This window comes from Pseudomonas sp. NPDC089547, assembly GCF_050280665.1.
Classification (GTDB): Bacteria; Pseudomonadota; Gammaproteobacteria; order Pseudomonadales; family Pseudomonadaceae; genus Aquipseudomonas.
Map to the genome: position 1 here is coordinate 44,256 of NZ_JBNNVS010000033.1, position 18,383 is coordinate 62,638.

The 18,383-nt window shown below is 62.5% G+C and carries 18 protein-coding genes and 2 rRNA genes; 4 read left to right on the top strand and 16 right to left on the bottom strand.

The window, feature by feature from the left end; all coding sequences use genetic code 11:
- Positions 1–47 precede the first annotated feature (47 nt).
- Together ACQKPZ_RS20435 and ACQKPZ_RS20440 are read left to right on the top strand one after the other, a co-directional pair.
- The gene (locus ACQKPZ_RS20435) at positions 48–1,325 is read left to right on the top strand and encodes a Zn-dependent hydrolase (protein ID WP_427541553.1); all 1,278 of its coding nucleotides are present in this window, start codon (positions 48–50) and stop codon (positions 1,323–1,325) included.
- A gap of 1 nt (position 1,326) precedes the next feature.
- Complete coding sequence (locus ACQKPZ_RS20440) at positions 1,327–2,730, top strand: amidase (RefSeq protein WP_427541556.1); 1,404 nt, start codon at positions 1,327–1,329, stop codon at positions 2,728–2,730.
- Positions 2,731–2,848: 118 nt separating this feature from the next.
- On the opposite strand, the gene thiO is transcribed toward ACQKPZ_RS20440, so the two are convergent.
- From thiO to ACQKPZ_RS20465, 5 genes are read right to left on the bottom strand one after another with little or no spacing between them, the layout of a single operon-like run.
- Entirely contained in the window at positions 2,849–3,946 is a 1,098-nt protein-coding gene (gene thiO / locus ACQKPZ_RS20445; RefSeq protein WP_427541559.1) for a glycine oxidase ThiO, read from the bottom strand.
- A gap of 54 nt (positions 3,947–4,000) precedes the next feature.
- A complete protein-coding gene (locus tag ACQKPZ_RS20450; RefSeq protein WP_427541562.1) occupies positions 4,001–4,390 on the bottom strand; it encodes a type IV pilin protein in 390 nt (129 codons plus the stop codon).
- Position 4,391: 1 nt separating this feature from the next.
- A complete protein-coding gene (locus ACQKPZ_RS20455) occupies positions 4,392–4,856 on the bottom strand; it encodes a hypothetical protein (protein WP_427541565.1) in 465 nt (154 codons plus the stop codon).
- Positions 4,853–5,494 (bottom strand): PilW family protein, encoded by a 642-nt coding sequence (locus ACQKPZ_RS20460; RefSeq protein WP_427541568.1) that lies wholly within the window; start codon positions 5,492–5,494, stop codon positions 4,853–4,855. The genes ACQKPZ_RS20455 and ACQKPZ_RS20460 overlap by 4 nt, the downstream gene beginning before the upstream one ends.
- Complete coding sequence (locus ACQKPZ_RS20465; RefSeq protein ID WP_427541571.1) at positions 5,491–5,673, bottom strand: prepilin-type N-terminal cleavage/methylation domain-containing protein; 183 nt, start codon at positions 5,671–5,673, stop codon at positions 5,491–5,493. Before ACQKPZ_RS20465 ends, ACQKPZ_RS20460 begins: the two co-directional genes overlap by 4 nt.
- A 109-nt stretch (positions 5,674–5,782) precedes the next feature.
- On the opposite strand from ACQKPZ_RS20465, the gene ACQKPZ_RS20470 reads away from it, so the two are divergent.
- Entirely contained in the window at positions 5,783–6,265 is a 483-nt protein-coding gene (locus tag ACQKPZ_RS20470) for a GspH/FimT family pseudopilin (RefSeq protein WP_427541574.1), read from the top strand.
- On the opposite strand, the gene ispH is transcribed toward ACQKPZ_RS20470, so the two are convergent.
- The 6 genes from ispH to murJ all read right to left on the bottom strand — a co-directional run bounded on the left by ispH (position 6,266) and on the right by murJ (position 13,601).
- On the bottom strand, positions 6,266–7,213 hold the full coding sequence (ispH, locus tag ACQKPZ_RS20475; protein ID WP_427541577.1) for a 4-hydroxy-3-methylbut-2-enyl diphosphate reductase: 948 nt from the start codon (positions 7,211–7,213) through the stop codon (positions 6,266–6,268).
- 14 nt (positions 7,214–7,227) lie between these two features.
- Positions 7,228–7,665, bottom strand: a complete 438-nt coding sequence (gene fkpB / locus ACQKPZ_RS20480; RefSeq protein ID WP_012270371.1) for an FKBP-type peptidyl-prolyl cis-trans isomerase — start codon at positions 7,663–7,665, stop codon at positions 7,228–7,230.
- Positions 7,658–8,173, bottom strand: a complete 516-nt coding sequence (gene lspA / locus ACQKPZ_RS20485; RefSeq protein WP_119368747.1) for a signal peptidase II — start codon at positions 8,171–8,173, stop codon at positions 7,658–7,660. The genes fkpB and lspA overlap by 8 nt, the downstream gene beginning before the upstream one ends.
- Positions 8,166–10,997, bottom strand: a complete 2,832-nt coding sequence (gene ileS / locus ACQKPZ_RS20490; RefSeq protein ID WP_427541580.1) for an isoleucine--tRNA ligase — start codon at positions 10,995–10,997, stop codon at positions 8,166–8,168. The genes lspA and ileS overlap by 8 nt, the downstream gene beginning before the upstream one ends.
- Complete coding sequence (gene ribF, locus ACQKPZ_RS20495; RefSeq protein ID WP_391132413.1) at positions 10,994–11,944, bottom strand: bifunctional riboflavin kinase/FAD synthetase; 951 nt, start codon at positions 11,942–11,944, stop codon at positions 10,994–10,996. Before ribF ends, ileS begins: the two co-directional genes overlap by 4 nt.
- Before the next feature lie 118 nt (positions 11,945–12,062).
- Positions 12,063–13,601, bottom strand: a complete 1,539-nt coding sequence (gene murJ, locus ACQKPZ_RS20500; RefSeq protein WP_427541583.1) for a murein biosynthesis integral membrane protein MurJ — start codon at positions 13,599–13,601, stop codon at positions 12,063–12,065.
- 250 nt (positions 13,602–13,851) lie between these two features.
- On the opposite strand from murJ, the gene rpsT reads away from it, so the two are divergent.
- Positions 13,852–14,130: a 30S ribosomal protein S20 gene (rpsT, locus tag ACQKPZ_RS20505; protein WP_003247625.1), complete on the top strand. Its 279-nt coding sequence runs from the start codon at positions 13,852–13,854 to the stop codon at positions 14,128–14,130.
- 228 nt (positions 14,131–14,358) lie between these two features.
- Here the strand turns inward: rpsT and ACQKPZ_RS20510 are convergent, their stop codons facing one another.
- The 5 genes from ACQKPZ_RS20510 to ACQKPZ_RS20530 all read right to left on the bottom strand — a co-directional run.
- A complete protein-coding gene (locus ACQKPZ_RS20510; protein WP_427541586.1) occupies positions 14,359–16,659 on the bottom strand; it encodes an MlaD family protein in 2,301 nt (766 codons plus the stop codon).
- Positions 16,652–17,275 carry a paraquat-inducible protein A gene (locus ACQKPZ_RS20515; RefSeq protein ID WP_427541589.1) on the bottom strand — a complete coding sequence of 208 codons (624 nt, stop codon included), beginning with the start codon at positions 17,273–17,275 and terminating at the stop codon, positions 16,652–16,654. Before ACQKPZ_RS20515 ends, ACQKPZ_RS20510 begins: the two co-directional genes overlap by 8 nt.
- Positions 17,262–17,921 (bottom strand): paraquat-inducible protein A, encoded by a 660-nt coding sequence (locus ACQKPZ_RS20520; RefSeq protein WP_391132421.1) that lies wholly within the window; start codon positions 17,919–17,921, stop codon positions 17,262–17,264. The genes ACQKPZ_RS20515 and ACQKPZ_RS20520 overlap by 14 nt, the downstream gene beginning before the upstream one ends.
- Positions 17,922–18,064: 143 nt before the next feature.
- Positions 18,065–18,180, bottom strand: a 5S ribosomal RNA gene (gene rrf, locus ACQKPZ_RS20525).
- A 129-nt stretch (positions 18,181–18,309) separates the two neighbouring features.
- Positions 18,310–18,383 (bottom strand): 23S ribosomal RNA (locus tag ACQKPZ_RS20530); the annotation flags it as partial.

Sequence of the window (18,383 nt, forward strand, 5' to 3'; positions counted from 1 at the left end):
CGAAGAGGCCGGCACAAGCAACCCAGTAATTTCAGGAGAGATGAACCATGAACACCCGCATCGATCCATCGCAGCACATGCTAGGCCAAGGCTCACTGGTCAGCCGCGAACGCCTGTGGCAATCACTGATGGACCTGGCCCGGCTCGGCGCCACCGCCAAGGGCGGCGTGTGCCGCCTTGCCCTGACCGACCTCGACCGCCAGGCCCGCGACCTGTTCGTGCGCTGGTGCGAAGAAGCCGGCTGCACCGTCAGCATCGACGCCATCGGCAACATCTTCGCCCGCCGCCCCGGTCGCAACCCTGCCCTGCCACCGGTAATGACCGGCAGCCACATCGATACCCAACCTACCGGTGGCAAGTTCGATGGCTGCTACGGCGTCATGGCCGGCCTGGAGGTGATCCGCACCCTCAACGACCTCAAGCTGACCACAGAGGCCCCGCTGGAAGTGGTGGTGTGGACCAACGAAGAAGGCTCGCGCTTCCCGCCCTGCATGATGGGTTCGGGCGTGTTCGCCGGTAAGTTCGGCCTGCAGGAAACCCTGGACAAGGTCGACGACCAGGGCCTGTCGGTCGGCGCCGAGCTGCAACGCATCGGCTACGCCGGCCCGCGTGTGCCCACCGGGCATGCTGTGGGTGCCTACTTTGAAGCGCACATCGAGCAAGGCCCGGTACTGGAGGACCAGCGCACCACCATCGGCGTGGTACAAGGCTGCCTAGGGCAGAAATGGTTCGACCTGGTGCTGAGCGGTGTCGAGGCGCACGCCGGCCCTACTCCGATGCACCTGCGCAAAGACGCCCTGGTCGGCGCGGCCGAGGTAGTGGTAGCCATCAACCGCGTGGCCCACGCCCACCAGCCGCACGCCTGCGGCACGGTCGGCTGCCTGACGCTGCACCCGGGTTCGCGCAACGTCATCCCCGGCCAGGTACACATGACCATCGACCTGCGCCACCTCGACCCCGAGCACCTCGCTGCCATGGTCAGCGAAGTGCGCGCAGCCATCGAGGCCAGCACGATAAAGCACGGGCTGAGTTTTGAGCTGACGCCGACCGCCGACTTCCCACCCCTGTACTTCGCCGAGCAATGCGTGGACGCCGTGCGTCAGGGCGCGCGCGAGCTGGGCCTGAGCCACATGGACATTGTCAGCGGCGCCGGCCACGACGCTATCTTCCTTGCCGAACTGGGCCCGGCCGGGATGATATTCGTGCCGTGCGAGGGTGGCATCAGCCACAACGAAATCGAAAACGCAGCGCCACAGGACTTGGCCGATGGCTGCGACGTGCTGCTGCGCGCCATGTTCCAGGCCGCCAACCCGGGAGCCCGTTGAGATGACCCAGAAAACCGCGATTGGCGAGTTCACCGCCGTCGAACTGCTCGACCTCTACCAGCGGCGCCAACTGTCCCCGGTAGAAGTCGTGGACGATGTGCTGGCGCGCATCGACCTGCACAACCCGGCAGTCAACGCCTACTGCCATGTCGACGGCGAAGGTGCCCGCGCCGCCGCCCGCGCCAGCGAACAGCGCTGGCAACGTGGCGAGCCCTGTGGCCGGCTGGACGGCGTACCGGCCTCGATCAAGGACCTGACCCTGACCCGCGGCATGCCCACACGCAAAGGTTCGCGTACGACCTCGGGTGCAGGCCCTTGGGACATTGATGCGCCCTTCAGCGCCTTCATGCGCGAAGCCGGCGCGGTGCTGGTGGGCAAGACCACCACGCCGGAGTTCGGCTGGAAAGGCGTGACAGACAACCCGCTGTATGGCATTACCCGCAACCCCTGGGATACCCGCCTGACCGCAGGCGGCTCGTCAGGTGGCGCGGCCGCCGCCGCCGCGCTGAACCTGGGCGTGCTGCACCAGGGCAGCGATGCGGGTGGCTCGATCCGCATCCCCTGTGCCTTTACCGGCACCTTCGGGATCAAACCAACCTTCGGTTACGTACCGCAATGGCCAGCCAGCGCCATGACGGTGTTGTCGCATCTGGGGCCGATGACGCGCACCGTGGACGACTCGGTGCTGATGCTCGACTGCGTGGCCCGGCCCGACGCACGAGACGGCCTGGCCGGGGCGCCACGGCAAGCGCCGTGGCTGGGTCAGGAGCAAGACCTGAGCGGCCTGCGGATCGCCTACAGCGCCAACTTCGGTTACGTGCAAGTCGACCCGCAGGTCCAGGCACTGGTGGCCCAGGCAGTGCAGCGCCTGGCGCGGCTGGGCGCGCAGGTTGAGGAAGTCGACCCCGGCTTCGGCGACCCGCTGGAAGCCTTCAATACCCTGTGGTTTGCGGGCGCGGCGCGGCTGGCCAGTGCACTCAGCGGTGAACAACGGGCAGTGCTCGACCCAGGGTTGCGCTGGATTGCGGAGCAAGGTGCACAGATCAGCCTGAGCGAATACACCCAGGCGCTGGAGGCTCGGGCAGATCTGATCGCGAAGATGAATGCCTTCCACCAGCGCTATGACGTGCTGGTGTCGCCGATGTTGCCGTTGGCGGCGTTCGAGGCAGGCCACAATGTGCCGCCTGGGTCGGGGATGGCGCAGTGGATGGAGTGGACGCCGTTCAGTTACCCCTTCAATCTCACCCAGCAGCCGGCAGCTTCGGTGCCGTGCGGGTTCACTCGCGAGGGGTTGCCGGTGGGGCTGCAAGTGGTGGCCGGGCGCTTTGCCGATCAGCAGGTGCTGCGGGTGTGCAAGGTGTATGAGCAGCATTACCCAAGCCGGCACCTGCAGGCACCGCGTTGACATGCTGGGGCTGCTTTGCAGCCCTATCGCGACACAAGGCCGCTCCTACAGGGGATCGCGTATTCTTTGTAGGAGCGGCCTTGTGTCGCGATAGGGCCGCAAAGCGGCCCCGGCATTCTCAGCCCAGGCGCCCCGCTGGGGCATAGGGCGCCGGGTCGATGATCGGCTCGGCGCCGGTCAGCAAATCGGTAAACAGCTGGCACGAAGCCGGCGCCAGCACCAGGCCGTTGCGGTAATGCCCGCAGTTCAGCCACAACCCCGCATGCCCCGGCACCGGCCCTATATAAGGAATACCCTCCGGCGACCCCGGCCGCAGCCCGGCCCAATGCCCCACCACCGTGGCCCCTTCAAGCTCTGGCAACAATTCCACCGCCGATGCCTTCAGGCTTTCCAGCGCATCACCGGTCGGGGTCTTGTCATACCCGGCATGCTCCAGCGTGCTGCCCACCAGAATGTGCCCATCACGCCGTGGGATCGCATAACGCCCCTTGGCCAGCACCATGCTCGGCAAAAAGTCCTCGGCGCACTTGAACAGGATCATCTGGCCCTTCACCGGCTCAACCGGCAGTTCAAGACCAAGGGTTTTCAGCAGGTCGCCACTCCAGGCCCCCGCACTGAGCACCACCTCATCCGCCGCCAGCACGCCATCGGCCATCTGCACACCGGTCACACGCCCGCCCTGCTGAACGAAGCCGGTAATCTGGCAATGCTCGCGCAATGTCACGTTCGGCAATGCCAGCAGCGCCGCTTTCAGCGACTTCACCAGGCGCGGGTTGCGCACGTTGGCCACACCAGCCATGTAGATGGCGCGCTTGAAGCCAGGGCCCAGAACCGGCACCGCGTCGTAGGCCGCCGAGATATCCACTGCACTCAGTGGCCGCTGCTCACGCTCGGCCCAGGCCAGCGCTTCGGCTTCGTCATCCAGGTCAAGCCAGTACAGGCCCGTGGTGTGCACTTCGGGGTCGACGCCGGTGCTGGCGAACAAGCGCTCGCCCAGCTGTGGATAAAAATCCTGCGACCAGTGCGCCAGGGCGGTCACTGCCGGGCTGTAGCGCCACGGGTACAGCGGCGAAACAATGCCACCACCGGCCCACGACGACTCACGGCCGACTTCACCCTGGTCACACACCACCACCTGGCCGACCTTGGCCGCCAGGTTGAACGCCGTCAGCAGGCCGATCACCCCGCCACCGACCACCACTACTTGCTTGCTCATCTGTCGATCCAACACCTGAAGTAAAACCGCGATGCACCGGGCATCATTCAACCTTCAGCTTCCCCAGCAGTGCCCGCTGCCACCAACGGCACCGGGATTGCTGCGCACGCCGGCCTGGTCGAGCTGGAAGTCGCCACAGCCATCCTGTGCCATCAGCCCATGCGGCAGCCGCCGTGCGCGCAGCGTGAAGGTGTCGCTGTCGCGTTGGGCCTGCAGGCTGTAAAAGCGGGTACCGTCGGGCAAGGCCGGGTCGCCCTCGGCGTATTGGCCGGTGCGCACGCGGTGGCGCTCCAGGCGCAGGGCGGCATCATGCAGCAGGCCAACCACTTCGCTGCGTGCGGCTCGCCGAAGCTGGTCGCTGTAACTGGGGTAGGCAATGGCTGCCAGAATGCCGGTCACGGCCAGCACAATCAACAACTCGATCAGGCTCAAGCCTTGCTGCATGTCAGTCTCCTCTCAGTCTTTGGCGCCAGGTGATGCGTTGGACTGTGTCGCCGGCTACGGCGTAGACGGCTTCCAGTACCTGCCGGGCTTGTGCTTGCTGGCTGACGGCAGTCACCCGGTACAGAGCAACGTGCGGCCCTTCCGGCATGTGCGCAGCGCGCTCGCTCATGCCTAGATGCTGGATCTGGAAGTAGCCGCTTTTGCTGCCCTGCCACTGCCCAGTCAAATCGTGCGGGTGTGGCGGGGGCAGGCACATCTGACATTTGCCTGGAGGTGCCCGCAGCAGTTCATCTGCCCCGGCCTGCAATGTGGCCTCTGCCTCTTCAAACGCCAGCAGGCCATCGCGCAGGTAACCAGCCATTCGCGTCTCCATCAAGGCATCACGCAGGGCGGAGGCAGTCAGCAAGCCGAGCAGCAGGCTCAGTACCAACGCCAACAGCAACACGACACCGCGTTGACGCTTCATGGCCCCGGCACCCGATTGCGCAGCGCCACGCTCAGTTCATGGCGCTGTTCGAGTTTAAGCGTGGGCTCGTACAACATCAGCGTGATGTCTACCCTCTCCCCTTGCGGCGTTTGCACACGTTTGAAGCGCGCCTCTCGCACATTCTCGACCAGCGGTTGGAAGTTGCCTTTTCGCTTGAACCTCAGCTTATTGTCATGGAACTGATAAACGTACTGGCTGATGGGGAACGTCAGTGGGTAACCCTCTACTGGCTTTTCATCCACACGCACTTTTTCGATACAGTCCGTCTGCAAAACCCAGTCACCTTTGCCAGCCTTTGCGGACAACTCCGCCACAACCAGGCTGAGGGTAGAGGCTTCAACCTCTAAGGGGCGGGCAAAAGCCTGCCGCGCAGCCGGGTCCTCAAAGTCGTCAGGTTTAATCCGCAGGCAACCAAACATCCCTGCCATGCGGATATCCTGCGCCATGCGCAGCAAAGCAAGCCGTGCCTCATCCTGCATGCGCACTGCCGTACTTTGCAGACGCCAGGTCTGGTGTGCGGAGGTAAAGAGCTGGCTGGCCGCGGCCAGTAGCATCAACCCGATGGCCAGCGCCATCACCATCTCGACAAGACCGAACCCAATCTGGCGGCGCCTCATCGCCGCCTCCGCTCATGCTCGCTGTGCACCGCCATCGCGGCCTGCCCATCACGACGTGCGCCGTCCGCAGCCTGCAATGCCTGCAACTGCATCGCTGCCGTTGCGAACATGCCCACGGCCACAACCACGACTGCCAACAACACTTCCAGGAGCGTCATGCCCCGTTGCCTTGCGCGCATCCCTACACCTCCCGCGACCTTTCCTGCAATAGCCCTGAACCCGGCCGACTAGACGGCTTGGCCGATGAACGTGAAGCTATAGCCAAGCACTTCCAGGGAGGAATGCACGGTGAAGCAACGAGGCGTAACACTGATTCAAATGTTGTCGGCCTTGGCCGTGGCCGTCTTGCTGACACAGCTCGGTATGCCGGCTTACGCCAGAATGACTGATGACCTACACAGGGCAGCAGCTGCCCGAGATTTGGCACAGGCACTGCGCAGTGCTCGCAGCCATGCGCTGCTGCAGGGCCAGAACGTGCTGGTCCAGGGAGTTGAGAGCGATTGGGGAAAAGGGTGGCGAGTGTTGCTGGAGCACAATGAGCAGGTATTGCGTGAGCAACGTCTTTCGAGGCCCATAAGGATCATGGCCAATACAGGCGATCAGATCAGGTTCAGCGGACTGGGTGTCCCACTGGGCAAGACAGGTGGCACGCTGGAGCTCTGCGAGAAAAACGCCGCCACCAGTTTTACTCAGGTGGTGATGGCGTCCACCGGGCGAATCAGGCTGCGCACAGGTGAACCCGATAAAGGCTCCCTGTGCGCAGGATTCTGATCAGATCAGCGAACGAACCCGCAGCTCTTTGGGCATCGAGAAGGTGATGTTCTCTTCACGCCCGTCCAGCTCTTCAGCGCCGGTAGCGCCCCAGGCCTTGAGCTGCTCGATCACGCCACGCACCAGCACTTCGGGGGCCGAAGCGCCAGCGGTGATGCCAATCCGCGCGGCCTGCTCGAACCAGCCCTGCTGCAGGTCCTCGGCACCGTCGATCAGGTAGGCCGGGGTGCCCATGCGTTCGGCCAGCTCGCGCAGGCGGTTGGAGTTGGAGCTGTTCGGGCTGCCCACCACCAACACCACGTCGCACTCACCGGCCAGTTGCTTCACGGCGTCCTGGCGGTTCTGGGTGGCGTAGCAGATGTCGTCCTTGCGCGGGCCACCGATGTTCGGGAAGCGTGCGCGCAGGGCGTCGATGACGCGGCTGGTGTCGTCCATCGACAGCGTGGTCTGGGTCACGAAAGCCAGATGGTCCGGGTCACGCACCTGCAGCTTGGCAACATCCTCTTCGTCTTCGACGAGGTAGATGGAACCACCGTTGCTGGCGTCGTACTGGCCCATGGTGCCTTCGACTTCCGGGTGCCCCTCGTGGCCAATGAGAATGCACTCACGGCCGTCGCGGCTGTACTTGGCCACCTCGATATGCACCTTGGTCACCAGCGGGCAGGTGGCATCGAACACTTTCAGGCCACGGCCAGCAGCTTCCTGGCGCACGGCCTGGGAAACACCGTGGGCACTGAAGATGACGATGACGTCGTCCGGCACCTGGTCCAGCTCTTCGACAAAGATGGCACCGCGGTTGCGCAGGTCTTCCACCACGAACTTGTTGTGCACCACTTCGTGACGCACATAGATCGGCGGGCCGAAGACTTCCAGCGCGCGGTTGACGATCTCGATCGCCCGGTCGACCCCCGCGCAGAAGCCGCGAGGGTTGGCGAGTTTGATTTGCATGCTCGGCTCCAGGCTTACAGGGCCTTCACCTCGAGGATCTCCACCTCGAAGGTCAGGGTCTTGCCAGCCAGTGGGTGATTGAAGTCGATGGTGACCTGGTCGTCATCGAACGCTTTGACCACACCCGGCAGCTCGGTGTTGGCGGCGTCGTTGAAAATGATCAGCAGCCCTTCGGACAGCTCCATGCCTTCGAAATTGGACCGCGGCATGACTTGCACATTTTGTGGGTTGGGCTGGCCGAAGGCGTTCTCCGGGGCCACCACCACAGTGCGCTTGTCACCGGCCTTGAAGCCGAACAGCGCGCTTTCAAAGCCTGGCAGCAGGTTGCCGTCGCCCACCTTGAAGGTGGCAGGGGCCTTGTCGAACGTGCTGTCGACGGTATCGCCGTTTTCCAGGTGCAGCGCGAAGTGCAGGGTGACTTCGGTGTTCTGGCCGATACGGGTGTCAGTCATGGACCGGATCCTCGGACTTCTTGCTCTTGAACATATCCAGCGCCAGCATCACCGCACCAACGGTGATGGCGCTGTCGGCCACGTTGAAGGCCGGGAAATAATGGCGGTTCTGCCAGTGCACCAGGATGAAGTCGACCACATGGCCCAGCACGATGCGATCGTACAGGTTGCCAATGGCGCCACCCAGCACCAGCGCCAGCGCCACGGCCAGCCACGTCTCGTTGCGCCCCAGGCGCTTGAGCCACACCACCAGTACGGCACTGACCACCACGGCGATCAGGGCGAACAGCCAGCGCTGCCAGCCAGCACCATCAGCCAGGAAGCTGAAGGCTGCGCCGGTGTTGTAGGCCAAGGTCCAGCTGAAGTAGTCAGGGATGACCACAATCTGCTGGTACATGGTCAGGGCGTTGTTGAAATACAGCTTGGTGGCCTGGTCAACGACCAGGACCAGCAAGCTCAGCCAAAGCCATGCAAGGCGCCCGAAGCGCCCCACTGCCGGGTTAGGCATAGTGACGCACCTCGCCCGAGCCGGTCAGGTTGTCGACGCAACGGCTGCAGATTTCCGGGTGCTCCGGGTGGCTGCCAACGTCGGCGCGGAAGTGCCAGCAACGGCCGCACTTGGCGTGGCCGGACTTGACCACTTTCAGCTTGAGGCCTTCGACTTCGGTGGCCACGGCATCAGCCGGTGCCTGTACGAACGGCACCACGCTGGCGGCCGAGGTGATCAGCACGAAGCGCAGCTCGTCGCCCAGCTTGCCCAGGTCGGCGCTCAGGCCTTCGTCGGCGTACAGGGTAACTTCGGCCTGCAGGTTGCCACCGATGACCTTGGCGGTACGCTGGTTTTCCAGCTCCTTGTTGACCGATGCCTTCACGGCCATCACGCGGTCCCAGTAGCCGCGGTCCAGCTCGGTGCCTTCCGGCAGCTCGCTCAGGCCCTGGTACCAGCCGTTGAGCATCACCGACTCGTTGCGCTCGCCCGGCAGGTACTGCCAGATTTCATCGGCAGTGAACGCCAGGATCGGCGCAATCCAGCGCACCAGCGCTTCGCTGATGTGGTACAGCGCGGTCTGGCAGGAACGGCGGGCGACACTGTTGGCGCCAGTGGTGTACTGGCGGTCCTTGATGATGTCAAGGTAGAAGCCGCCCAGCTCCTGCACGCAGAAGTTGTGCACCTTGGAGTAGACGTTCCAGAACCGGTACTCGCTGTAATGCTCTTCCAGCTCGCGCTGCAGCAGCAGGGTACGGTCCACCGCCCAGCGGTCCAGTGCCAGCATGTCTTGCGGGGCCAGCAGGTCGCGGGCCGGGTCGAAGCCGGACAGGTTGGACAGCAGGAAGCGTGCGGTATTGCGGATACGGCGGTAGGCGTCGGCGCTGCGCTGCAGGATCTGCTCGGAAACCGCCATTTCACCGGAATAGTCGGTAGCGGAAACCCACAGGCGCAGGATGTCGGCACCCAGGGTGTTGTTGACCTTCTCCGGCTCGATGGTGTTACCCAGCGACTTGGACATCTTGCGGCCGTTTTCGTCCACGGTGAAGCCGTGGGTCAGCAGCTCGCGGTAAGGCGCATGGTTGTCGATGGCGCAACCGGTCAGCAAGGAAGAGTGGAACCAGCCGCGGTGCTGGTCGGAGCCTTCCAGGTACAGGTCGGCGCGTGGGCCGGTGGCGTGGCCGATGTCGTGCGAGCCGCGCAGCACGTGCCAGTGGGTGGTACCCGAGTCGAACCACACGTCGAGGGTGTCGGCGATCTTGTCGTACTGGTCGGCTTCAGCGCCCAGCAGCTCGGCGGCGTCCAGCTTGAACCAGGCTTCGATGCCTTCCTGTTCGACGCGCTTGGCCACCGCTTCCATCAACTCGACGGTGCGCGGGTGCAGCTCGCCGGTCTGCTTGTGCAGGAAGAACGGAATCGGCACGCCCCAGTTGCGCTGACGCGAGATGCACCAGTCCGGGCGGTTGGCGATCATCGAATGCAGGCGCGCCTGGCCCCAGGCCGGCACGAACTTGGTCTCTTCGATGGCTTTCAGCGCGCGCTCACGCAGCGGCTCGCCAGTGCTTGGCTGCTTGTCCATGCCCACGAACCACTGCGCGGTGGCGCGGTAGATCAGCGGGGTCTTGTGGCGCCAGCAGTGCATGTAGCTGTGGCTGATGGTTTCGGTGTGCATCAGCGCACCGACTTCGCTCAGCTTCTCGACGATGGCCGGGTTGGCCTTCCAGATGAACTGGCCGCCGAAGAACTCCAGCGACTCGACATACACGCCGTTGCTCTGCACCGGGGTAAGGATGTCGTCGTTGACCATGCCATAGCGCTTGCAGGTGACGAAGTCGTCTTCACCGTAGGCAGGCGCCGAGTGCACTACGCCGGTACCGGCGCCCAGTTCGACGTAGTCGGCCAGGTAGAGCGGCGACAGGCGATCGTAGAACGGGTGGCGGAAATTGATCAGCTCCAGCGCCGAACCCTGGGCGGTGGCGATGACCGAGCCTTCCAGGTTGTAGCGCTTGAGGCACGACTCGACCAGCTCTTCGGCCAGCACCAGCAGGCGCTCGCCAGTGTCGACCAGGGCGTATTTGAACTCCGGGTGGATGTTCAGCGCCTGGTTGGCCGGGATGGTCCACGGGGTGGTGGTCCAGATCACGATGGCAGCAGGCTTGGCCAGCGAAGCCAGGCCGAAGGCGGCAGCCAGCTTGGCCTCGTCGGCAACCGGGAAGGCCACGTCGATGGTCTGCGATTTCTTGTCGGCGTACTCGACTTCGGCTTCAGCCAGCGCCGAACCGCAATCGAAGCACCAGTTCACAGGCTTGAGGCCCTTGAACACGAAGCCTTGCTTGACCATTTCGGCCAGGGCGCGGATTTCGCCGGCCTCGTTGGCAAAGTTCATGGTCTTGTACGGGTTGTCCCAGTCACCCAGCACGCCCAGGCGGATGAACTCGGTCTTCTGCCCTTCGATCTGCTCGGCGGCATACTCGCGGCACAGCTCGCGGGTGCGGTCGGCAGACAGGTGCTTGCCGTGGGTTACCTCGACCTTGTGCTCGATCGGCAGGCCATGGCAGTCCCAGCCCGGTACATACGGCGCGTCGAAGCCGGCCAGGGTCTTGGAACGGACGATCATGTCCTTGAGGATCTTGTTCAGCGCATGACCGATGTGAATCTTGCCGTTGGCATAGGGCGGGCCGTCGTGCAGGACGAACTTGGGACGATCCTTGCCAATTTCGCGCAGCTTCTGGTACAGGCCAATGCTGTCCCAGCGCTGCAGGATCTGCGGTTCGCGCTGAGGCAGGCCGGCCTTCATGGGGAAGGCGGTGTCCGGAAGGTTAAGCGTGGCTTTGTAGTCGGTCATTTCAGGCTCTTCGTTAGCGGTTGAGCGTGCCAATGTGCACGTGCGGCGGCGATATCCGCATCGATCGCCGACTTCAGCGCCTCCAGGGAGGCGAATCGCTGCTCTTCACGCAGCTTGTGGTGGAACTCCACCGTCAGGCGCCGGCCGTAAAGGTCGCCGGCATAGTCCAGCAGATGAATTTCCAGGTGCGGGCGCCCATCACCAGCAACGGTGGGGCGCACGCCGATGTTGCCGACACCCGGCCAGGCCTTGCCGTCGATTTCAATGCTGGCCAGGTAGACCCCGGACAGCGGCACGCGGCGGCGCTTTAGCTGGATGTTGGCGGTAGGTGTGCCGAGCTGGCGAGCCAGCTTCTGGCCATGCAGCACGCGGCCGGTGATGCTGTACGGGCGGCCCAGCAGGTGTTCGGCCAGCTCGAAGTTGCCTTCGGACAGGGCCTTGCGCACTTCGGTGCTGCTGACCCGCAGGCCGTCCTGGATCACTGTATTGGCAGCCTCGACGGTAAAACCGTACTGCTTGCCGGCTTCGACCAGGAAGGCGAAATCGCCGGCGCGGTCACAGCCAAAGCGGAAGTCATCGCCCACTTCGAGGTGGCGCACACCCAGGCCATCGACCAGGATGGCCTTGACGAAGGCGTCGGCGCTGAGCTTGCTCAAGCGCTGGTTGAACGCCAGGCACAGCACCCGGTCAATGCCTTCGGCGGCCAGCAGCTCGACCTTGTCGCGCAGGCGTGCCAGGCGCGCCGGTGCGGTCTCGGGGGCGAAGTACTCGCGTGGTTGCGGTTCGAAGATCACCACGCAGGTCGGCAGGCCCAAGGCCTGGCCGCGCTCGCGCAGGCGCGCCAGGATTGCCTGGTGGCCGCGGTGAACCCCGTCGAAGTTGCCAATGGTGGCGACACAGCCCCGGTGCTCGGGGCGCAGGTTGTGAAGACCTCGAACCAGCTGCATAACGCGCTTCTTGCTCATAAAGTGGCCGATTATAACCACACCCGGGCGCTGGTGACAGGCAGCAGCGCCCAAGGGCGGCGTGGAATGCGAAAAACCGACGCCTGACCCGCCCGAAGCCTTAGTGCAGGGCCTTGCGTGCGAAATGCCGGGGCCGGAAGCCGCACAGGTACAGGCAGCCGAAATACGTCACGACACCTGCCAGGATCAGCGCCCCAAGCCGCAGGAAGCGCTCCAGCATGACGCCCTGCTCCCAGGCCGGCATATAGTGCATGCCCGCCAACAGTACTGCCGACATCAGCGCCACAGCCAAAACCAGCTTGAGCAGGAACACTGCCCAGCCTGGCTGCGGCTGGAACAACTGCTGACTGCGCAGTTTCCAGAACAGCAAGCCGGCATTCAGGCAGGCACCAAGGCTGATCGCCAATGCCAGGCCGGCATGCGCAAGCGGGCCGACCAGAGCAAGGTTGAACAACTGGGTACAGACCAGGGTGAAAATCGCGATCTTCACCGGTGTGCGGATATTCTGCTGCGCATAGAAGCCGGGTGCCAGTACCTTGACCAGAATGATCGCCAGCAAGCCCACGGAATACGCCATCAGTGCCCGCTGGGTCATGGCCGCATCAAACGCACTGAACTTGCCATATTGAAAGAGCGCAACAGTCAGCGGCTCGGCAAGAATGGCCAACGCCAGCGTGCAGGGCAGCACCAGCAGGAAGCAAAGGCGCAGGCCCCAGTCGAGAATCCGCGAGTACTCCTCGCGGTCCTTGTTGGCGTAGGTCTTGGCCAGGGTTGGCAGCAGGATGGTGCCCAGGGCCACGCCCAGCACGCCGGAGGGCAGCTCCATGAGGCGGTCGGCGTAATACATCCACGACACCGAGCCGGCCACCAGGAAGGAGGCAAAGATGGTGTTGATGATCAACGAGATCTGGCTCACCGACACGCCCAGGATTGCCGGCAGCATCTGCTTCAGTACACGCCATACACCCGCGTCCTTGAGGTTCAGGCGCGGCAGCACGAGCATGCCGATCTTCTTCAGCGCTGGCAGCTGGTACAGCAACTGCGCCAGGCCACCGGCCAGCACACCCCAGGCCAGGGCCATGATCGGCGGGTTGAAGTACGGCGTGAGCAGCACGGCGAAGGCGATCATTGCCACGTTCAGCAGGGTCGGCGTGAAAGCCGGCACTGAAAAGCGGTTCCAGGTATTGAGGATCGCCCCGGCCAGGGAAGACAGCGAGATCAGCAATATATAAGGAAAGGTCACCCGCAACAGGGCTGTGGTCAGTTCGTACTTTTCAGCGTTGTCGACAAAACCGGGGGCCGTCGCCCACACCACCCACGGCGCCGCCAGGATGCCAATGGCGGTCACCAGGGCCAGGACAAGGGTCAGTAGGCCGCAGACATAAGCGATGAAGGTGCGCGTCGCTTCCTCGCCCTGCTGGGTCTTGTATTCGGCCAGAATCGGCACGAACGCCTGGGAGAACGCGCCTTCGGCAAAGATGCGTCGCAGCAGGTTGGGCAGCTTGAACGCGATAAAGAAGGCGTCGGTGGCAACGCCGGCACCAAAGATGCGGGCCAGGATGGTGTCACGAACGAAGCCCAGCACCCGTGAAATCATGGTGATCGAGCTTACTGCAGCCAGGGATTTGAGCAGGTTCATCGAAAAGATTCACGCCAATGACAGAGGACGCTGCCAGACAGCGTCCGAATGTGCGATACTCCCGCGCCTTCGCAGGGGAGCCAAAAATTCCCGAGTGTACAGGTCGCGCAGCAGAAAGGAATCTTTCCCTCTTGTTGGCGCACCGCTCGGCGGAACCTTGCAGGTGGCCTTGACAACCGGTCTACTGATCGGCATGATTCGCGGCCTATTTTGTTTGCTATTTACCTAAAGTCTTTCGAGGAGCTCGACGGTGGCCAACACACCTTCCGCCAAGAAACGTGCAAAACAGGCTGAGAAGCGTCGCAGCCACAACGCCAGCCTGCGTTCCATGGTCCGTACCTACATCAAGAATGTAGTTAAAGCCATCGACGCAAAAGACGCCGAAAAAGCGCAAGCCGCTTACGTTCTGGCTGTACCTGTAATCGACCGTATGGCCGACAAGGGTATCATCCACAAGAACAAGGCTGCTCGTCACAAAGGCCGTCTGAATGGCCACATCAAGGCGCTGAAAGAAGCTGCAGCTGCCTAAGCGACGTGCAAGTCGAAAAGCCGACCCTAGGGTCGGCTTTTTGTTGTCTGCGATTTGTGCATGCGCCAAGGTCTCACCGCTTTTTGTAGGAGCGGCCTTGTGTCGCGATCGGGCTGCAAAGCAGCCCCTCGACTTCAACTGCGATGCAGATATTGCTGGGGCTGCTTTGCAGCCCGATCGCGACACAAGGCCGCTCCTACAAAAAAGCAGGCCTGTGTTTGTCCGCTGTTACTTGGCGATCTGAATCTTCGGCGCCCACTGTAGCCATTCATCCTCGGCCTTGTCGAACAGGGCAAAGGTCTGCTGCGGTCGTGCCGGGTTACCCATCTGCTCGCCATCCGGCGTAGCAAAAGCGATACCGCCATCGATCAGGGTCTCCACCGACTCGGTGCGTACCGTAGCCCCCTTGAACAGCCCCCAGTCGAAGCCGAAGCCACTGCTGTTCCAGAAGCGGCTGCCACTGCGCACCAGCGCGGCATAACGCGGCTCGATGAGGATATGGATCAGCACGCGATCAGCACTCTGGCCCAGCTCGAAGCCCGTCACCTTGCCGACCGCAACTTCACGATAAGTCACCGGCACACCCGGCTTGATCGACCCACGGCGCGGAGCACTAAGCGTCAATGGCAAACCGACTTCCGGCCCCGCCACCTGCGGCGCATCAGCCAAAGCGACGAAGTCACGCTGCGGACCACGGTCCTTGGCTGCCGGCTGCACTTCCAGGTACTGCCCGCCAATCAGTGTGTCGAGGTTCTCGGTGCGCACCAGGCCCAAGGCCGGCTTGACTACCCAGAACTGCGTACCGGCACGGGCGATACGATCCGCTGCCTCGGTAATACGCGCTCGCAGCAGCACTGCTTGCAGGTCGTCAGTCAGGTCGACGCTTTCGATACTGCCCACATCCAGGCCACGGAAGCGAATTGCAGTGCCCGGCTTCAGGCCATCTGCACGGTCGACACGGATGGTGATCAACGTACCCGCGCGGTTTACCGCTTCCTGGCTGTCATGCAGGCGGAAGCGCGGAATGTGGCGCTTGAGTGCTACGTCGGGGCGTGGTGTATCGAAGGCGATACCACCCGCCATCAGCGTTTGCAGTGACTCACTCTTGATCTTGATCCCCGACAGGCCGCCGGTCAGGGTAATACCGCTGACGTTCCAGAAGCGCGACGAGCCGTTGACCAGCTTTTCGTACTCCTTCTCGATGTGCACGCCAATCAGGATCCGGTTGCTGTTGCGGGCAAACTGGTAGCTCTGCACGCTGCCTACCTTCACCTGGCGGTACATCACCGGGCTGCCGATTTCCAGCGAACCCAGGGTATCGGCGAACAGCACCATGTGCAGGCCCGGTGCCTTGAGGTCGAGCGGCGGCGCCTTGGCCCGCGCCTCGAACTCACGTTCGGGCCGCGCGCCCTTTTCGCCCGGGCGGATAGCGATGTAGTTACCTTTCACCAGCGCTTCCAGGCCGGTGATACCCGCCAGGGAAATCGACGGCTTGACCACCCAGAACTGCGTACCTTCGACCAGATAATCCTCGGTCAGAGGGTCCAGTGTCAGCTCGGCGGATGCGCTGGACAGGTTGTCCTCCATCTTCAGGGTTTTCAGCGAACCCACCTGGATGCCCTTGTACATGACCGGCGTGCGGCCTGCCTGCAACCCTTCGTAATCGCTCAGCTTCACTTTGACCCGAATGCCCGCCTGGGCTGCATCGAAGTCTTCGTACAGGCGGAACGGCAGGCTCGGGTCGGTGGGCGGGCTGTCTTTGCGGTACTCCGGCGTAGCAAAGGCGATACCACCGGCAACAATGCTCGACAGCGACTCGCTACGCACTTTCACGCCTGATAGCGAAGCATCGATGCTGACGCCGCTGGCATTCCAGAAACGCGTATGCTTGCGTACCAGGCTGGCGTAGGCCGGCTCGATGAACACCTTGACCTCTACAGTGCTCTGGTCCTCGGACAATCGGTAGCTTTTTACCCGGCCAACCTGGATCTGCTTGTAGAACACCGGGCTGTCACGGTTGAGAGAGCCCAGCCTGTCGGCCTTGAGGGTCAGGTGCAGGCCTGGCTCCGTGTCCGAGAGCGGCGGCGCTACCTTCAACGCGGTAAAGCGTTTGGTGCGCTCGCCCTCCCCCGGGCTAACGGCGATGTAGTTACCCGATACCAGGGTTTCCAGGCCGGAAATACCTGCCAGACTGACACTGGGCTTCACCAGCCAGAAACGCGTGCCTTTGGTCAGGTGAGGTTCGGCGGCCTTGTTCATCTCGATGGTCGCGATCACTCCCTGGTTGTCGCCTTCTGCGTCAAGCACCAGGCTAACCACCTTGCCAACCGGCATGCCCTTGTAGATCACCTCGGTCTTGTTGGCGACGATACCCTCGCCTGATTCGAAACGGACTTCAATTTGCACCCCGGCATCCCGGTAGGCTTGCCACGCCAGCCAGCCACCGATCATCAAGGCGATCAGGGGCAGGATCCAGATGGCCGACCAGTTCGAGGCTGGGCGGGTTTTAGCCGTTGGCAGGTCACTCATGGTCGTCATCCGACTCCGTGTTATCCCAAATCAGTCGGGGATCGAAAGTTAAAGCGGCAAGCATCGTCAGGATCACCACAGTTGCAAAGGCGACAGCGCCCAGATTGGCTTCGACACTGGCTATTCGGCCGAAATTCACCACCGCCACCAGGATGGCGATGACAAAGATGTCCAGCATGGACCAGCGCCCAATGAATTCGATGAAGCGGTACATCAATATCCGTTGCCGCGCCGAAAGCGGCTGGTGTCGCTGAACGGAGTACAACAGCAAGCCAATGCCCACCAGCTTGAACGTGGGCACCAGGATGCTGGCAATGAACACCACGGCAGCAATGGGCACCATGCCGTGCTTGAGCAGGGTAATTACGCCGGACATGATCGTGTCAGGGCTGCCTTGGCCCAAGGTGCTCACGGTCATGATCGGCAGGATATTGGCCGGGATGTACAGGATCGACGCCGCAATCAGCAGCGCCCAGGTCCGCACGATACTGTTCGGCCGGCGAGCATGCACAGAGGCGCCACAGCGTGTACAGGTTTGCGAAGTGCTACCTGGCACTTGCCTGTTCAGTTCATGACATTCATTGCAGACAAGAATGCCTGCATCAATCGCCCGCATGCAGGTCCTCCCCCGATAATGCACTCCAGATCTGGTGCGGTGACATCACCACCTCAAGCCATACCTGAACCAATAACAAGCTGATAAAGCAGAACAGCCCGAGCCCTACGGTGAGCTCAGCCAGGTCCACCAGCTTGACGATGGCGACCAGCACGCCCATGAAATAGACCTCGAGCATGCCCCAGTCGCGCAGGTGGTGATAAATGCGATAGAACAACAGGCCGAAGCTGCGCCCCACGTTCAAGCGGATACTCAACAGTACCGCCAGCTGGCAGAGCAGTTTTGCCAGGGGGATGGCCATGCTGCACAAGAACACCACCACGGCCACGCCGCGCATTTCCGAGTTGTACAGGCCCAGCACGCCGCTCCAGACAGTGTCGTCAGAAGTCTGACCAAGCAAGTGCAGCTGCATGATCGGCAGGAAGTTGGCCGGCACAAACAGTAGCAAGGCGGTCAGTACCAGGGCCAGGCTGCGGTTGACCACATTATGCCGGTGGGCATAAAGCTCGTAGCCACAGCGCGGGCACTGGGCTTTTTCATCGTGCTGGAGCACGGGCTTGCGCAGCAACAGGTCGCACTCATGGCAGGCAACAAGCTCGTCCAGCGGCAAATGAGCCAGGGTTTCGGGATCGACAGAGTTGGGCATATAGCGCTTCTGAATAGGTGCGTGGGGCTATTCTAGTGTTCTGGCTCGAATTGTGGGAGCGGGGTTGGTGTAGGGCCTGGCTTTTTGGCCCACAAAGACAAAACCCCTACCTGCATGCGCAGATAGGGGTTTTGCGAAATGAATCTTGACGATGACCTACTCTCACATGGGGAAACCCCACACTACCATCGGCGATGCATCGTTTCACTGCTGAGTTCGGGATGGGATCAGGTGGTTCCAATGCTCTATGGTCGTCAAGAAATTCTGTAGCCAGAATGTCCAGATGGACAGCCCAGCGAATCCGGATATGCGATATTTGTGGTTGCGAACTTTCGGTTGTTTCGTCTTCACCACCGCAATCTGCATGAGCAAATTGCTTGGGTGTTATATGGTCAAGCCTCACGGGCAATTAGTATTGGTTAGCTCAACGCCTCACAGCGCTTACACACCCAACCTATCAAC

What these genes read in the sequence shown, in the direction of transcription:
- ACQKPZ_RS20520 (WP_391132421.1), bottom strand. Translation starts at nt 17,921, where the DNA reads ATGCCCAACTCTGTCGATCCCGAAACCCTGGCTCATTTGCCGCTGGAC.
- ACQKPZ_RS20455 (WP_427541565.1), bottom strand. Translation starts at nt 4,856, where the DNA reads ATGAAGCGTCAACGCGGTGTCGTGTTGCTGTTGGCGTTGGTACTGAGC.
- murJ (WP_427541583.1), bottom strand. Translation starts at nt 13,601, where the DNA reads ATGAACCTGCTCAAATCCCTGGCTGCAGTAAGCTCGATCACCATGATT.
- ACQKPZ_RS20510 (WP_427541586.1), bottom strand. Translation starts at nt 16,659, where the DNA reads ATGAGTGACCTGCCAACGGCTAAAACCCGCCCAGCCTCGAACTGGTCG.
- ribF (WP_391132413.1), bottom strand. Translation starts at nt 11,944, where the DNA reads ATGCAGCTGGTTCGAGGTCTTCACAACCTGCGCCCCGAGCACCGGGGC.
- ACQKPZ_RS20465 (WP_427541571.1), bottom strand. Translation starts at nt 5,673, where the DNA reads ATGCGCGCAAGGCAACGGGGCATGACGCTCCTGGAAGTGTTGTTGGCA.
- lspA (WP_119368747.1), bottom strand. Translation starts at nt 8,173, where the DNA reads ATGCCTAACCCGGCAGTGGGGCGCTTCGGGCGCCTTGCATGGCTTTGG.
- thiO (WP_427541559.1), bottom strand. Translation starts at nt 3,946, where the DNA reads ATGAGCAAGCAAGTAGTGGTGGTCGGTGGCGGGGTGATCGGCCTGCTG.
- ACQKPZ_RS20440 (WP_427541556.1), top strand. Translation starts at nt 1,327, where the DNA reads ATGACCCAGAAAACCGCGATTGGCGAGTTCACCGCCGTCGAACTGCTC.
- fkpB (WP_012270371.1), bottom strand. Translation starts at nt 7,665, where the DNA reads ATGACTGACACCCGTATCGGCCAGAACACCGAAGTCACCCTGCACTTC.
- ACQKPZ_RS20515 (WP_427541589.1), bottom strand. Translation starts at nt 17,275, where the DNA reads ATGCGGGCGATTGATGCAGGCATTCTTGTCTGCAATGAATGTCATGAA.
- ACQKPZ_RS20435 (WP_427541553.1), top strand. Translation starts at nt 48, where the DNA reads ATGAACACCCGCATCGATCCATCGCAGCACATGCTAGGCCAAGGCTCA.
- ACQKPZ_RS20460 (WP_427541568.1), bottom strand. Translation starts at nt 5,494, where the DNA reads ATGAGGCGCCGCCAGATTGGGTTCGGTCTTGTCGAGATGGTGATGGCG.
- ACQKPZ_RS20450 (WP_427541562.1), bottom strand. Translation starts at nt 4,390, where the DNA reads ATGCAGCAAGGCTTGAGCCTGATCGAGTTGTTGATTGTGCTGGCCGTG.
- ispH (WP_427541577.1), bottom strand. Translation starts at nt 7,213, where the DNA reads ATGCAAATCAAACTCGCCAACCCTCGCGGCTTCTGCGCGGGGGTCGAC.
- ileS (WP_427541580.1), bottom strand. Translation starts at nt 10,997, where the DNA reads ATGACCGACTACAAAGCCACGCTTAACCTTCCGGACACCGCCTTCCCC.